Origin of the sequence: Trinickia terrae (assembly GCF_005144415.1) — a bacterium.
GTDB classification, from domain to species: Bacteria; Pseudomonadota; Gammaproteobacteria; order Burkholderiales; family Burkholderiaceae; genus Trinickia_A; species Trinickia_A terrae.
Genome location: NZ_SWJE01000014.1, coordinates 137259 through 151901 on the forward strand (window position 1 = coordinate 137259; position 14643 = coordinate 151901).

Genomic DNA, 14643 nt, shown 5'->3' on the forward strand with positions numbered 1-14643 from the left:
TTCCGTCGACATTGTTACGATGATTGAGCGTGTAACTTTGCAGCGCATCTTGGAGCGCGATCGCGTGATCGCGGTAGTGGGTTTGTCGAATCATTCGCATCGGCCCAGCTATTCGGTAGCGGCATATATGCAGGCGCACGGCTACCGGATCGTGCCGGTCAATCCCGCCTATGCGAACGATTCCGCCGGCGTGCTCGGCGAACGTTGCTATGCGACGCTGGCCGATGCGGCGAACGCGCTCGCGGTGGACGATGTGTCGATCGACATGGTCAACGTCTTCCGGCGCCCGGACGAAGTGCTGCCGGTGGCCGAAGAGGCGATCGCAATCGGTGCGAAGTCGCTGTGGCTGCAGCTCGGTGTGGTCAACGACGAGGCCGTGGCGCGAGCCGCGGCCGCTGGGCTCGATGTCGCGATGGACCTGTGCGTGAAAGTCGAGCACGAGCGCATCGTGGGCGCGCTGCATCGCGCGCATGCGCCGTCGCCGCGGGTGCCAGGCCACGTCTACGAATGAACTGTTTCCACGGCTTCGGCCGTCTGCAAGGCGAATCGGCTGCCGCGCGCGAGGGGATGCGAATGGCGGCGCGGCGCGTGGCTGCGCCGCTCGCCGCTACTTGAGCCACTTGTCCGAGATCGACTGGAACTCGCCGGTTGCGCGCGCGAGGTGCAACCACTGGTCGACGTACTGCTGGAACACGACGTCGCCGCCCGGCACCAGGTAGGCCTTCTCGCCGTACTGAAACGGCTTGTCGGGATGCACGGAGCAGAGTCCGGGATTGAGCTTCTGCTGCAGCAGCGTCTCGGAGGCGTCGGTGACCATCACGTCGGCCTTGCCCGCGAGGATCTGCTTGAAGATCGTAACGTTGTCCGGGTAGACGGTCAGCGTCGCGTGCGGCAGGTACTGCTTCGCGAAGCGCTCGTTGGTGCCGCCGGGATTGACGATCACGCGCGTCGACGGCTGGTCGATCTGTGCGACGGTCTGGTACTTGTCGACGTCGCCGCAACGCGCGATCGGAACCTTGCCGTCGACCATGTACGGCTCTGTGAAGAACGCGCGCTTTTGCCGCTCGAGCGAGGTCGATATGCCACCCGCCGCGATATCGCACTTCGCGATGAAGTCGTTCATCAGGTTCGACCACGTTGTCTTCACGTATTCCGTCTTCACTCCGAGCGACTTCGCGAGCGACTCGGCCATGTCGATATCGATGCCTTCGAAGCCGCCGTCCGGGCGGTAGAAGGAATACGGCTTGTAGTCGCCGGTCGTGCAGACGCGCAACGTGCCGCGCGCCGCGATCTGATCCAGGCGTGACTGGGCGGGCGGGCTGACGGCCGCATTCGACTGGGCGAGCGCCGTGCCGGCGCAGGCGACGCTCAACAGCAGGGCAAGGGTGGTTCTTTTCATCGGTCTCTTCTCGCGTGGGTATGGGTGGATCGATCATAGCCGAGCGCATCGCCCCTTGAACATCGACTGCGACACCCTATCTTTGTGTCATGGCGGAACGCCTCCAGTGAACGATGCGCAGCGTGTCTGCGCGCGGCGCTTCTGCGTGTGTCCAATTCAAAGGAGCTCGAAATGTCGTCGTTGACCAGCCGTTCCATGTTTGAAGAACTATTCCGCGATTTCGCGCCTGGTTTCTATATTCGTCCCGTGCATGGCCAGGTGCCGGGCGAGTCGCCGGCCGCGATCGACGTGCGCACCGAAGTGCGCGAAGACGCCAACGGCTTCACGCTGCTCGCGGATTTGCCCGGCGTGAAGAAAGAGGACATCCAGGTGTCGATCGACGCGAACGTCGTGACGCTGCGCGCCGAATTGAAGCGCGAGCTGAGCGCTGAAAATGGCGGCGAGGCCGGCGCGAAATTCCGCGTGTTGCGCAGCGAGCGGCAGTACGGTGCGGTGTCGCGCAGCTACGCGCTGCCCAACGAGGTCGACGAAGCGAACGCGCGCGCCAAGTTCGAAAACGGTGTGCTGACGCTGACGCTGCCGAAGAAGGCCGCCGCCAAGACGCGTCAGTTGACGGTGGAATAACGCCTGGGCGACGGACGAAAGCCGGCGCGGCGATGAGCCGCGCGGCTTTGTTTTGCGCGGGCGCCGCCGGGCGGCGCGGCAGTGCGCCAGGCGAGCGGGGTGCGCCGCGCCTCATTGCGCGTATCCCGCGGGATCGGGAAGCCCGCCTCCGGTAGAATTGCCGTTTGCTCTACGCCTTTGGTCGCTCCACCGTGGCTCATACCCTTCTGAACGACACCTTTCTGCGCGCGCTCCTGCGCCAGCCGACCGACTACACGCCCGTTTGGCTGATGCGCCAGGCGGGCCGCTATCTGCCCGAGTACAACGCGACGCGCAGCCGCGCCGGCAGCTTTCTCGGTCTTGCGAAGAACCCGGACTATGCGACCGAGGTCACGCTCCAGCCGCTCGATCGCTACCCGCTCGACGCCGCCATCCTCTTCTCCGACATCCTGACGATCCCCGACGCGATGGGCCTCGGTCTAGACTTTGCCGCCGGCGAAGGTCCGAAGTTTGCCCATCCGGTGCGCTCGGAGGCCGACGTCGCGAAGCTCGCGGCGCCCGATATCGGCGCGACCCTGTCGTACGTGACCGACGCGGTGCGCGAAATCCGCCGTGCGCTCACCGACGGACAAGGCCGCCAGCGCGTGCCGCTGATCGGCTTCTCGGGGAGCCCGTGGACGCTCGCGTGCTACATGGTCGAAGGCGGCGGCTCGGACGACTTCCGCACGGTCAAGTCGATGCTCTACGCGCGGCCCGACCTGATGCACCGCATTCTCGACGTGAACGCGCAGGCGGTCGCGGCCTATCTGAACGCGCAGATCGAAGCCGGAGCGCAGGCCGTCATGATCTTCGACACCTGGGGCGGGGCGCTCGCCGACGGCGTCTACCAGCGCTTTTCTCTGCACTATATCGAGCAGGTGGTGAGCCGCGTGAAGCGTGAGCACGACGGCGCGCGCGTGCCCGTGATCACGTTCACGAAGGGCGGCGGGCTGTGGCTCGAAGAGATCGCGGCGACAGGCGTCGATGCGGTGGGCCTCGACTGGACCGTGAACCTGGGCCGGGCCCGCGAGCGCGTCGGCGCGCGCGTCGCGCTCCAGGGCAATATCGATCCTTCGGTGCTGTTCGCGCCGCCTGCGGCGATTCGCGAGGAAGCGCGCAAAGTGCTCGACAGCTTCGGCAATCATCCGGGGCACGTCTTCAACCTCGGCCATGGCATCTCGCAGTTCACGCCGCCCGAGCATGTCGCGGAACTGGTCGACGAGGTTCACCGGCATAGCCGCGCGGTCCGGGCGGGTGCGTGAGCGCCGTTCCGGCGGAGTGCCGCCCAGCCAAAATATTTGCTGCGTCGCATCAAAGTGGGCTCTTCCCTTAAGGGTGAACCCTCGCCGGGGGCCGCGTCATTTGGCTGTCTTGTGATTGTCAAGACTTGACTTATACACATTCCACTCGTTGCGGCGCGGCAGAGCGATTTGTCGCTGGCATTATCTCGGGAATTGTGCTTTTGACAGTGTCCAGCCTTGTCTGGTAAGGGTTTGACGGCACCCGGAAACAGTGTGCGATTGCCCACAGAATGGCGTCCCAGAGCCATTCTTCCGGTTTGCCGGGCGACTTCTCAACAAAGTTATCCACAGGCTCATCGGCAACCGGGCAATTCTTAATGAGAATCCAAAACTTAGCGGCGAATGTGATGTTTTACTTTAACTTCGCTGCCGGGGCCGCAACGCGGCGTTCGCGCCGGCCGGCCGGCGCGGCGGAGCGCGCGGGAGCGTGAGCGGCGTGTTCGTCCGCGTCGCGCTCGATCATCCGCTGCCGACGCTCTTCGATTACCGCTGCGACGCTGCGCTGCAGCCCGCTCCGGGCATGCTGGCGCAGGTGCCGTTTGGCAAGCGGCATGTGGTGGGGCTCGTCTGTGAAGTGACCGCTCACAGCGACGTGCCGCCGGAGCGGCTGCGCGATACCGGCGCACTTTGCGGCGCGTGCCCGCCGCTGTCCGCCGAATGGCTCGCGCTTGCGACGTTCGCGGCGGATTACTACCAGCGCGGGCTCGGCGAGGTGGCGCTGCCGGCGTTGCCGCAGGCGCTGCGCGACGCGTCGCGCTGGGCGCGGCTGTTTGCGCCGGAGGAGCGCTACCGGCTGACGGACGGCGGCCGCGCGGCGTTGCCCGAGGCGCTGCCGGCGCGCGCGAGCGCCTTGCGGCGGCTTGCGGAAGCGCTCGCGGCCGCCGAATCGATCGATCCTGCCGAGGCCCGTGCGATCCATCCGAAAGCGGTCGCCACGCTCGCGACGTGGCAGGCGGAAGGCTGGGTCGAGCACCAGGTGATCGACCCGGCGGCTGCCCGCGATATGCCGCGCGCGGCGAATGGCTCTGCGTCCGCGGCGCCCCCGGCTCGAGGCGTGACGCTCACCGACGAGCAGGCGCAAGCCGTCGAAGCCATCGGCGCCACCGGCGCTTTCGCACCATTCCTGCTGCACGGCGTGACGGGCAGCGGCAAGACCGAGGTCTATCTCCACACGCTCGCCGCGCTGCTTGCCGAGCGCCCCGATGCGCAGGCGCTCGTGCTCGTCCCCGAAATCAACCTGACGCCGCAGTTCGAGGCCGCGTTTCGCGCGCGTTTTGCGGCGTTGCCCGGCGATGCCATCGTGACGCTGCACAGCGGCCTCGCCGAAGGCGAGCGCGCGCGCAACTGGTTCGCCGCGCACCTCGGGCATGCGCGCATCGTGCTCGGCACGCGGCTCGCGGTGCTGGCGTCCTTGCCGAAACTCGGAATGATCGTCGTCGACGAGGAGCACGATCCGGCCTACAAGCAGCAGGAAGGGCTGCGCTACTCGGCGCGCGACCTGGCCGTCTGGCGCGCGAAGCAACTCGGCATCCCGGTCGTGCTGGGCTCGGCGACGCCGTCGCTCGAGAGCTGGTGGCACGCCGATCAGGGCCGCTACCAGCGCTTGACGCTGGCGCGCCGGGCCGTCGCCGAAGCGGTGCTGCCGACGGTGCGGCTGATCGATCTCGAAGACGAGCGGCGGCGTGGGCGGGCGTCGGTCGAGGGGCTGTCAGGGCCGCTGATCGCCGCGCTGAAAGCGCGCCTGGAACGCGGCGAGCAGAGCCTCGTGTTCCTGAACCGGCGCGGCTATGCGCCGGCGCTGGCGTGCGACGCCTGCGGCTGGGTGGCCGGCTGTCCGCGCTGCAGCGCCTATGTCGTGCTGCACAAGCCCGAACGCGCGCTGCGCTGTCATCACTGCGGCTGGGAAGCGCGCATTCCGCGTTCATGCCCGGAGTGCGGCAATGTCGACATCGCCCCGCTCGGGCGCGGCACGCAGCGCGTCGAGGAGACACTGGCCGCCGCCGTGCCGGGCGCGCGCGTGCTGCGTATCGATGCGGACAGCACGCGCCGCAAGGGCAGCGCACAGGCGCTGTTTTCGGACGTGCACGCGGGCGAGGTCGACATTCTCGTCGGCACGCAGATGATCGCCAAGGGGCACGATTTTCAGCGCGTGTCGCTCGTCGGCGTGCTCAATGCCGATACCGCCTTGTTCTCCCACGATTTCCGCGCGAGCGAGCGGCTTTTTGCGCAATTGATGCAGGTGAGCGGGCGCGCGGGGCGCGCCGGGCTGCCGGGCGAAGTATTGGTGCAGACGCGCTATCCGCGCCACGCGCTCTATCACGCGCTCGGTCGGCACGACTACGTGGGATTTGCGAATTCGACGCTCGCGGAGCGGCGCGATGCCCGTCTGCCGCCGTTCGTTTACCAGGCGCTGTTGCGCGCCGAGGGGCGCACGCTCGACGCGGCGCTGGCCTTCCTGCAGCAGGCTGCCGCTGCGCTCGCGGGAATTGCGGCGGCCGAGCGCGTGACCGTCTACGACGCGGTGCCGATGACGATCGTCAAGGTCGCGAACGTCCATCGCGCGCAGCTTCTGCTCGAAAGCGCGTCGCGCGCGGCGCTGCAGGGCACGTTGCGCGCGTGGCAGCCGGCGTTGCGCGCGCTCAAGGGCGTACTGCGCTGGAACGTCGAGGTCGATCCGCTCGACATCTAGCCAGGGATCGGGTCGGTTCGGAATTCCCGGCGTTCACGGCGGGCGTCGCCGTCAATATCGCAGCCGGCTGCGCGCCGTCCGCGCACGGGTTCGCACCCTGTTGGCGTAGCTTGAGGCCGGGGTCATGAGCGGTCTCGAGCGGGCCGGTGCCGGCCTGCGTCCCCGTTGTTGCGGCTGCCGGTACCGCGCGGACAATCGGCAATCTTTCGAGCAAAGCATTTCGGGCCTCGCTGTATTCGGGTCGGGGTTGGGTGCGAGCGTCGCCGATAGCCGCCTGTGCCGTTCGCACGGCCGGCTGGTGTTCCCCGACGATGCATGCGCTCAGTCCTCCCCGGCGGCTGGCGCACGCCACGCTTTTTCTGCTTAAGTCCGTTCCGGTTCTACTGCCGATCCTGACTGACGCCCGAGCGCTTCTTTCCTGCGGCGCTCTTCGCGCGAACGCGCCATCGCGACGGCGCGGTTGTGTGCGGGCGAAGCGCCGCGCACGAAAAGAACGAGGCAAACCATGGACATCGTCCAGATGCTGCCAATCACAAGCCACTTTTCCATTTGCCACTCCTTTCGTGCTTCGCACTGTTCGCTACACCCCGTACCTGGGTTAACGGCAGCGTTTCGCCCGCGAAGAGGGCGATGATAACGATTTCCGCTCAGGGAAAATACCGAGCGCAACCCTAACGGCCCCGGCTGACGCCATTTCCCGGGAAGCCTTGCTGTTAAAGGCTCTGCGAGGGGTGCAACCGCGCTCGATATTTGGTTGCACCTTTTTATTGGGAGGGGTACGATTCGCCAACTTTTTGGTCATTCGCCGCCACTGTCGGCCGGCAAACGAAGGAATCATGGCTAGCACCACCTTAGGCGTCAAAGTCGACGACATCCTCCGCTCACGGCTCAAGGATGCTGCAGCGCGTCTCGAGCGCACCCCGCACTGGCTCATCAAGCAGGCGATCTTTGCCTATCTCGAGAAGATCGAGCACGGCCAGATGCCTGCCGAGCTCTCCGGCCACATCGGCTCGGCCGATCTGGCTGACGGTGCTACCGGCGACGCCGAAGACGGCGCGCCGCATCCGTTCCTCGATTTCGCTCAGAGCGTGCAGCCGCAATCGGTGCTGCGCGCGGCGATCACGGCGGCGTACCGCCGTCCCGAGCCCGAGTGCGTGCCGTTCCTGATCGGCCAGGCCCGGCTGCCCGCGAATCTCGCCGCCGACGTGGAGACCATGGCGACCAAACTCGTCGAAAACTTGCGCGCGAAGCGCAGCGGCGGGGGCGTCGAAGGGCTGATCCACGAGTTTTCGCTGTCGAGCCAGGAGGGCGTCGCGCTGATGTGCCTCGCCGAAGCGCTGCTGCGCATTCCCGATCGCGCGACGCGCGACGCGCTGATCCGCGACAAGATCAGCAAGGGCGACTGGAAGTCGCACGTCGGCCATGCGCCGTCGCTGTTCGTCAACGCGGCGACCTGGGGCTTGATGATCACCGGCAAGCTCGTCACGACCAATAGCGAAGCGGGCCTTTCGTCGGCGCTTACGCGTTTGATCGGCAAGGGCGGCGAGCCGCTGATCCGCAAGGGCGTCGACATGGCGATGCGCCTGATGGGCGAGCAGTTCGTCACCGGCGAGAACATCTCCGAAGCGCTCGCCAACAGCCGCAAGTACGAGGCGCGCGGCTTCCGCTACTCGTACGACATGCTCGGCGAAGCGGCGACCACGGAAGAGGACGCGCTGCGCTACTACGCGTCCTACGAGCAGGCGATCCACGCGATCGGCAAGGCGGCGGGCGGCCGCGGCATCTACGAAGGCCCGGGCATCTCGATCAAGCTGTCGGCGCTGCATGCGCGCTACTCGCGCTCGCAGCAGGAGCGCACGATGAGCGAGCTGCTGCCGCGCGTGCGCGCGCTCGCAGTCCTCGCGCGCCGCTACGACATCGGCCTGAACATCGACGCGGAAGAGGCCGACCGCCTCGAGATCTCGCTCGACCTGCTCGAAGCACTCTGCTTCGATCCGGATCTGGCGGGCTGGAACGGCATCGGCTTCGTGGTCCAGGCGTATCAGAAGCGCTGCCCGTTCGTGATCGACTACGTCATCGATCTGGCGCGCCGCAGCCGCCATCGCGTGATGGTGCGGCTCGTGAAGGGCGCGTACTGGGATAGCGAAGTCAAGCGCGCCCAGCTCGACGGCCTCGAAGGCTATCCCGTCTACACGCGCAAGATCTACACGGACGTCTCCTATCTCGCCTGCGCGAAGAAGCTGCTCGGCGCGCCCGATGCCGTCTATCCGCAGTTCGCGACGCACAACGCGCACACGCTGGCGGCGATCTATCACCTCGCCGGGCAGAACTACTACCCCGGCCAGTACGAATTCCAGTGCCTGCACGGCATGGGCGAGCCGCTCTACGAAGAAGTGACCGGCCGCGACAAGCTGAATCGTCCGTGCCGCGTCTACGCGCCGGTCGGCACGCATGAGACGCTGCTCGCCTACCTCGTGCGCCGCCTGCTCGAGAACGGCGCGAACACGTCGTTCGTGAACCGCATCGCGGACCAGAGCGTGCCCGTCAAGGATCTCGTCGCCGATCCGGTCGAGGAAGCGTCGAAGATCTCGCCGCTCGGCGCGCCGCACGCGAAGATCCCGCTGCCGCGCCATCTCTACGGCGCCGAGCGCCTCAATTCGATGGGGCTCGACCTGTCGAACGAGCATCGGCTCGCGTCGCTGTCGTCGGCGCTCTTGGCGAGTGCGCATCATCCGTGGCGCGCCGCGCCGATGCTCGAGCATGACGGGATCGCCTGTGCCGCCGCAAGCGAGCGGCCTGTGCGCAATCCGGCCGATCATCGCGATCTCGTCGGCACGGTGGTCGAAGCGACCGCGGAGCACGTGAGCGCCGCGCTGACGAACGCCGTGGCCGCCGCGCCGATCTGGCAGGCGACGCCCGTGGAGGCGCGCGCCGACTGCCTCGCGCGCGCGGCCGACCTGCTCGAAGCGCAGATGCACACGCTGATGGGCCTCGTGGTGCGCGAAGCGGGCAAGTCGCTGCCGAACGCGGTGGCCGAGATCCGCGAAGCGATCGACTTCCTGCGCTACTACTCGACGCAGATCCGCGACGAGTTTTCGAACGATACGCACCGCCCGCTCGGCCCGGTGGTCTGCATCAGCCCGTGGAACTTCCCGCTCGCGATCTTCATGGGCCAGGTCGCTGCGGCGCTCGCCGCCGGCAACACCGTGATCGCGAAGCCGGCCGAGCAGACGCCGCTGATCGCCGCGCAAGCCGTGCGCATCCTGCGCGAAGCGGGCGTGCCGCCGGGCGCGGTGCAGCTCTTGCCGGGCAACGGCGAGACCGTGGGCGCCGCGCTCGTCGCCGACCATCGCACGCGCGCCGTGATGTTCACGGGCTCGACCGAAGTCGCGCGCCTCATCAACAAGACCTTGTCCGAGCGCCTCGATGCGGACGGCAGGCCGATTCCGCTGATCGCCGAGACGGGCGGGCAGAACGCGATGATCGTCGATTCGTCGGCGCTCGCGGAGCAGGTGGTCGCCGACGTGCTGCAGTCGTCGTTCGACTCGGCCGGCCAGCGCTGCTCCGCGCTGCGCGTGCTGTGCCTGCAGGACGACGTCGCCGACCGCACGCTGACGATGCTCAAGGGCGCGATGAAGGAGCTTGCGGTGGGCAACCCCGACCGCCTTTCGATCGACGTCGGCCCCGTGATCGATGCCGAAGCGAAGCGCTCGATCGATACGCACGTCGCCGCGCTGCGCGAGAAAGGCCGCGTGGTCACGCAACTGCCGATGCCGGAGGGCTGCGCGCAAGGCACCTTCGTGCCGCCGACGCTGATCGAGCTCGACAGCATCGACGAGCTCAAGCGCGAAGTGTTCGGCCCGGTGCTGCACGTGATCCGCTATCGCAGGAGCGGCCTCGACAAGCTGCTCGAGCAGATCAAGGCGACCGGCTATGGCCTCACGCTCGGCATCCATACGCGCATCGACGAGACGATCGCGCATGTGATCAGCCGCGCGCACGTCGGCAACATCTATGTGAACCGCAACGTGATCGGCGCAGTGGTCGGCGTGCAGCCGTTCGGCGGCGAAGGCTTGTCGGGCACGGGTCCGAAGGCGGGCGGCGCGCTCTATCTGCAGCGCCTGCTCGCGAAGCGTCCGGCGGGGCTGCCGAAGTCGCTGGCGGCGTCGCTTATCGTCGATGCGCCTGCCGACGGCAATGGCAACGGCAGCGCCGACGGTTCATCGCCCGCCGCCGCGCTCGCGGCGCTGCGCGACTGGCTGATCGCCGAGCGCGAGCCGGCGCTCGCCGCGCGCTGCGACGGCTACCTCGCGCACGTGCTGGCCGGCGCGACCGCCGTGCTGCCGGGACCGACGGGCGAACGCAACACGTATACGCTCGGCGCGCGCGGTACGGTATCCTGCGTGCCCACGACGGCGAGCGGCGCCCGCGCGCAGTTCGCGGCGGTGCTCGCCACCGGCAACCGCGCGCTGTTCTCGGGCGCGGCGGGCGAGGAGCTGTTCGCCGCGCTGCCGGCCCAACTCAAGCCCCACGCGAGCGTGGCGAAGGGCGCGGATGCGTCGTTCGACGCGGTCCTGTTCGAAGGCGACAGCGACGAGCTGCTCGCGCTCGTGAAGGAAGTCGCGAAGCGCCCGGGGCCGATCGTCTCGGTGCAGGGCGTGGCGGCGGGCTCGCTCGGGAACGGCGACGAAGACTACGCGCTCGAGCGCCTCTTGACCGAGCGCTCGGTCAGCGTGAACACGGCTGCGGCAGGCGGCAATGCGAATTTGATGACGATCGGCTGAGCGACCCTCATCGATCGATTCAAAAAGGAAGCGGTAAGGCGACCCCGAAGCCGCTCCACCACCACCTTGGTACCTAGGAGAAGCTATGCAACACACGATGAAACAGCTGGCAGGCGCAACGTTGGTTGCCGCACTGTCGCTGGCGGGGACGGCCTACGCGCAGCAAGCGGATGAAGTGAAGATCGGCTTTGCCGGCCCGATGACGGGCGCGCAAGCGCACTATGGCGCGGACTTCAAGAACGGCATCACGCTCGGGATCGAAGACATGAACGCGACCAAGCCGGTGATCGGCGGCAAGCCGGTGAAGTTCGTGCTCGACGCAGCCGACGACCAGGCCGACCCGCGCACGGGCACGACCGTCGCGCAGAAGCTCGTCGACGACGGCATCAAGGGCATGCTCGGCCACTTCAACTCGGGCACGACGATCCCGGCTTCGCGCATCTACGCGAACGCGGGCATCCCCGAAATCGCGATGGCGACGGCGCCTGAGTACACGGCACAAGGCTTCAAGACCACGTTCCGCATGATGACCTCCGATACCCAGCAGGGTTCGGTGGCCGGCACGTTCGCGGTCAAGAGCCTGAACATGAAGAAGATCGCGATCGTCGACGACCGCACGGCCTACGGCCAGGGTCTCGCCGACCAGTTCGAGAAGGCCGCGAAGGCTGCGGGCGCGACGATCGTCGACCGCGAGTTCACGAACGACAAGGCTGTCGACTTCAAGGCGATCCTGACCAAGCTGAAGGCGGCGAATCCGGATCTCATCTACTACGGCGGCGCGGATTCGCAAGCGGGCCCGATGGTCAAGCAGATGAAGACGCTGGGCATGAAGGCTCCGCTGATGGGCGGTGAAATGGTCCACACCCCGACGTTCCTGCAAGTGGCGGGCGACGCGGCGGACGGCACGATCGCTTCGCTGGCCGGCCTGCCGCTCGACGACATGCCGGGTGGCAAGGACTACGTCGCGAAGTACAAGAAGCGCTTCGGCGAAGACGTGCAGACGTACTCGCCGTACGCCTACGACGGCGCGATGGCGATGTTCAACGCGATGAAGAAGGCGAACTCGACCGATCCGGCGAAGTACCTGCCGTTGCTGGCGCAGACCGACATGCCCGCCGTGACGACGACGCACCTCGCGTACGACACGAAGGGCGACCTGAGGAACGGTGGCATCACGGTGTACAAGGTCGAAGGCGGCAAGTGGACGCCGCTGCAGAGCATCGGCGGGAAGTAATCGCTGGTTTGATGGATGCGCCGCGCCGCGCCGCGCGTGGTTTGCGTGTAGCGCGGGTAGGTCAGGCTCCGCGGGGTTATCCCCGCGGAGCTTTTTTCATTTGGGGCGCGAAGGCGGAAGCTGTTTCGTTCTTGTCCTGAACTGAGAATTGAAACGGTACCTCGGGACGCGTAAATCGGAGCCTGATCTCGTATAGGGCTGGGACGAAGCGCTGGTTCTCAAAGGTGTAGTACGACATTAGCAGGCCAACGCGGGATTCTTGCGTAGCATCGAATAGATAGCTGTTCTTCGGGAAGGCAAGCTTCCCGTCTTTCGTCACCAATACGGCCCGGCACGACGAAAGCAATCCGGGCAGTTGCAAAAACACGGGCCTGCGGGCCAGCGGGTTCATCACGAGGAAGATTTGCTGATATCGGCTGGATGCTTCGCCCGAGGCGCTGCCGTGTCCTTCCACGCAAACCAGGGGCGGATGGATGTTTGCTCGCGCGGCTACGAACACTTCGGCTGACTCTGGAAAGATATTCGACGCGTGCTCTCCCGGAAATGCCGTAGCGCGCGCAAAACGATAGGTTTTACCGTCGACTACGATGCGATTTTGCCAAAGCTCAATAGTCAACGCCTTCTGTTCCAGCTTGGCGTGTAGTTCCGTGAAATAACCTGGCTTATCCGGGTAGGAATGGAGCACATGAGCGGTTGGCTCATTCGGGTCGATATCTTGCTTGATCGGGACGCCGAACACTGTATCCGGCTGGGCAGCGTAGAACGCATCATAGCTATCGTAAGACTGAGCAGCGGCATTGATCGACATAGCAGCCAAGGCTGCCGCCAGCGTGCTTGCGGTTTTCATCGGCATGCTTTCCCTCCTGTCGCTTTCAGGTAGTCCGGGTTGTGTGTCCAGAAAATCGTGCTGCCGTGGGCGGCTCACTTGAATCTGTATTTGACTTTGGGCAGTTCTTGGCTAGCGGGTGCGGATGCCGTACCAGACAAAGGCAGGTACTTCGCGCGCAACGGAGTAGATGTCCCGACTTTCCCAAAACTGAGGATATGCGCCGCTAACGTCACGCACACCGAAGCGCCTAAGCGCCAACATGGCTCTCGGAAGATGAAAATATTGTGTTACTACGATCGCGCTCGACAGTCCGCGATCTCGCATGAAGGTGCTTGCGTTGTGCGCGGTAGCCCAAGTGTCGACCCCTGCACTATCGACTACTATCCTGCCAGCTGGAACCCCTCGGCGTATCAGATAGGCGCGCATCGCAACGGCTTCATCCGTGCCGGACGCGTCAACACCACCGCTCACGAAGATAAGTCCGCATTGCCGTTGCTCATAACACTGACTGGCCCTATCCAGCCTTGCCGCCAGCCTCGGCGACGGACTACCATCGCGATACACGGTGTTTCCTAGCACGATCGCAACGTCCGCAGGTTGCGCTCGGGACAGCAGACCGGCCGAAGCCAGCACTGCGCCGGCGAGCAGCCATAGGCAAGTAATGATCTTAAAAAGGCTCAAATGAAAATCCTCGCCGGTTTTTTTATCGTTATCGTACTCGGGTGGCTTGTTATCACGACAAGCATGCCGCGTCCTCCTCACGCTCGGCCATGCACAAATGAATGGCTTTCATACATAGATCGAAACTACTTTGATGTATCGGATGGTCACGGACATGGCCCGGACCTTGGTAGCAGTGAATGGCTCGGATCAGTCGAAGAAATGGCCGGACTGCCAGTAAAAGAGCGCGTTCCCAACGAGCAGCGTTGCCAGTTGATTCAAAGCCAGTTTGAACGTCACACGTATATTATTAATCAGCAACTAAGTTGGTTTATTTCGTTTTGAAGGAGATCGAAGTATGAACTTCTCACGCATTTCGTCGACCACTTGCATACCATACTTTCCCGGACATGCCCGCCCTTCGTTGCCGGGCGCGAGAAGTTGATATTCGCGATGTCCGCCTAATGCCGAAATGTCGAAGAACTCCTTGAGTGTTCCTATCAGAGCTGACAATGCGTCGATCTGCACTTTCGTCGGCAATGCATGATCGAATGCCACTGCGTCTCGTGCGATATCAAGCGCTCCCTTGAGTTGCTGCCAAAGTGATTTCCGACTGTATTCCTGTTGCCAAGCCTCACCCGCTTCAGCCAAATTTTCGAGCAGGACAATGCCGATTTTTCCTTTGTTGTCTCCCGCCACGTGAGATCCTGTAAATCTGATATCACGTGCTTCAATCAGTTCACCGCCACACGAAACCGCGTAGTGATAGCCAATATCGTAGAACTTACGCATGTCATATTCTTGAGCCTTCTGGATTTGCTCAATGGCACCATGCCCGTTCAAAGCACACGAATAACTACGGCCAGCATGGTGAATCACAATATCCCGATAGTCCCAGTTAGTTGGCGTCAGACCGTGTTTAGGAGGCTTTGCGTTCCAAGAGGAACGTTCGAGCAGTGTATAGCCTTTCTGCTTAAGCCTTTCAATGATGGCTTGCCGTGTCGCGGCGCGATCGTTGACCGAGATCGAGATGGCGTCATGCTTGCTGCTGCCTGCTACGGTATGCGACGTTGTCCAATGTTCGACGGTGTAGTCGGCTGGCACG

Annotated in this window: 12 protein-coding genes; 7 read left to right on the forward strand and 5 right to left on the reverse strand. The window is 64.9% G+C overall.

What is annotated here, in order from left to right; all coding sequences use genetic code 11:
* Positions 1–37: 37 nt before the first annotated feature.
* Entirely contained in the window at positions 38–511 is a 474-nt protein-coding gene (locus FAZ69_RS24075) for a CoA-binding protein (RefSeq protein ID WP_240702444.1), read from the forward strand.
* A gap of 96 nt (positions 512–607) precedes the next feature.
* Here the strand turns inward: FAZ69_RS24075 and FAZ69_RS24080 are convergent, their stop codons facing one another.
* Complete coding sequence (locus FAZ69_RS24080; RefSeq protein WP_136897606.1) at positions 608–1399, reverse strand: transporter substrate-binding domain-containing protein; 792 nt, start codon at positions 1397–1399, stop codon at positions 608–610.
* A 195-nt stretch (positions 1400–1594) separates the two neighbouring features.
* On the opposite strand from FAZ69_RS24080, the gene FAZ69_RS24085 reads away from it, so the two are divergent.
* The 3 genes from FAZ69_RS24085 to FAZ69_RS24100 all read left to right on the forward strand — a co-directional run bounded on the left by FAZ69_RS24085 (position 1595) and on the right by FAZ69_RS24100 (position 6031).
* A complete protein-coding gene (locus FAZ69_RS24085) occupies positions 1595–2023 on the forward strand; it encodes an Hsp20/alpha crystallin family protein (protein WP_369407762.1) in 429 nt (142 codons plus the stop codon).
* A gap of 191 nt (positions 2024–2214) precedes the next feature.
* Positions 2215–3303: a uroporphyrinogen decarboxylase gene (gene hemE, locus FAZ69_RS24090; RefSeq protein ID WP_136897608.1), complete on the forward strand. Its 1089-nt coding sequence runs from the start codon at positions 2215–2217 to the stop codon at positions 3301–3303.
* Between the two features lie 466 nt (positions 3304–3769).
* Entirely contained in the window at positions 3770–6031 is a 2262-nt protein-coding gene (locus FAZ69_RS24100; protein ID WP_169708749.1) for a primosomal protein N', read from the forward strand.
* 363 nt (positions 6032–6394) lie between these two features.
* On the opposite strand, the gene FAZ69_RS24110 is transcribed toward FAZ69_RS24100, so the two are convergent.
* Complete coding sequence (locus FAZ69_RS24110; RefSeq protein WP_136897611.1) at positions 6395–6580, reverse strand: hypothetical protein; 186 nt, start codon at positions 6578–6580, stop codon at positions 6395–6397.
* 287 nt (positions 6581–6867) lie between these two features.
* On the opposite strand from FAZ69_RS24110, the gene putA reads away from it, so the two are divergent.
* Positions 6868–10815, forward strand: coding sequence for a trifunctional transcriptional regulator/proline dehydrogenase/L-glutamate gamma-semialdehyde dehydrogenase (gene putA / locus FAZ69_RS24115; protein ID WP_136897612.1), 3948 nt, complete (start codon positions 6868–6870; stop codon positions 10813–10815).
* Positions 10816–10900: 85 nt separating this feature from the next.
* Positions 10901–12049, forward strand: a complete 1149-nt coding sequence (locus tag FAZ69_RS24120; RefSeq protein WP_136897613.1) for a branched-chain amino acid ABC transporter substrate-binding protein — start codon at positions 10901–10903, stop codon at positions 12047–12049.
* 76 nt (positions 12050–12125) lie between these two features.
* Here FAZ69_RS24120 and FAZ69_RS24125 read toward each other — a convergent pair whose 3' ends face one another.
* Both FAZ69_RS24125 and FAZ69_RS24130 read right to left on the reverse strand, forming a co-directional pair.
* Entirely contained in the window at positions 12126–12902 is a 777-nt protein-coding gene (locus tag FAZ69_RS24125; protein WP_240702445.1) for a hypothetical protein, read from the reverse strand.
* 105 nt (positions 12903–13007) lie between these two features.
* Entirely contained in the window at positions 13008–13640 is a 633-nt protein-coding gene (locus FAZ69_RS24130) for a YdcF family protein (RefSeq protein WP_369407763.1), read from the reverse strand.
* Here FAZ69_RS24130 and FAZ69_RS24135 point away from each other — a divergent pair.
* Positions 13560–13883, forward strand: coding sequence for a hypothetical protein (locus FAZ69_RS24135; protein ID WP_136897615.1), 324 nt, complete (start codon positions 13560–13562; stop codon positions 13881–13883). The genes FAZ69_RS24130 and FAZ69_RS24135 overlap by 81 nt on opposite strands.
* Here the strand turns inward: FAZ69_RS24135 and FAZ69_RS24140 are convergent.
* Entirely contained in the window at positions 13860–14642 is a 783-nt protein-coding gene (locus FAZ69_RS24140; RefSeq protein WP_136897616.1) for a peptidoglycan recognition protein family protein, read from the reverse strand. The two genes, FAZ69_RS24135 and FAZ69_RS24140, sit on opposite strands and share 24 nt — an antisense overlap.
* Between the last annotated feature and the right edge of the window lies 1 nt (position 14643).

Excerpts from the sequence above, each read along its gene's own strand:
- FAZ69_RS24080 (WP_136897606.1), bottom strand. The coding sequence starts at position 1,399 with ATGAAAAGAACCACCCTTGCCCTGCTGTTGAGCGTCGCCTGCGCCGGC.
- FAZ69_RS24085 (WP_369407762.1), top strand. The coding sequence starts at position 1,595 with ATGTTTGAAGAACTATTCCGCGATTTCGCGCCTGGTTTCTATATTCGT.
- FAZ69_RS24110 (WP_136897611.1), bottom strand. The coding sequence starts at position 6,580 with ATGGAAAAGTGGCTTGTGATTGGCAGCATCTGGACGATGTCCATGGTT.
- putA (WP_136897612.1), top strand. The coding sequence starts at position 6,868 with ATGGCTAGCACCACCTTAGGCGTCAAAGTCGACGACATCCTCCGCTCA.
- FAZ69_RS24120 (WP_136897613.1), top strand. The coding sequence starts at position 10,901 with ATGCAACACACGATGAAACAGCTGGCAGGCGCAACGTTGGTTGCCGCA.
- FAZ69_RS24125 (WP_240702445.1), bottom strand. The coding sequence starts at position 12,902 with ATGCCGATGAAAACCGCAAGCACGCTGGCGGCAGCCTTGGCTGCTATG.
- FAZ69_RS24135 (WP_136897615.1), top strand. The coding sequence starts at position 13,560 with ATGAAAATCCTCGCCGGTTTTTTTATCGTTATCGTACTCGGGTGGCTT.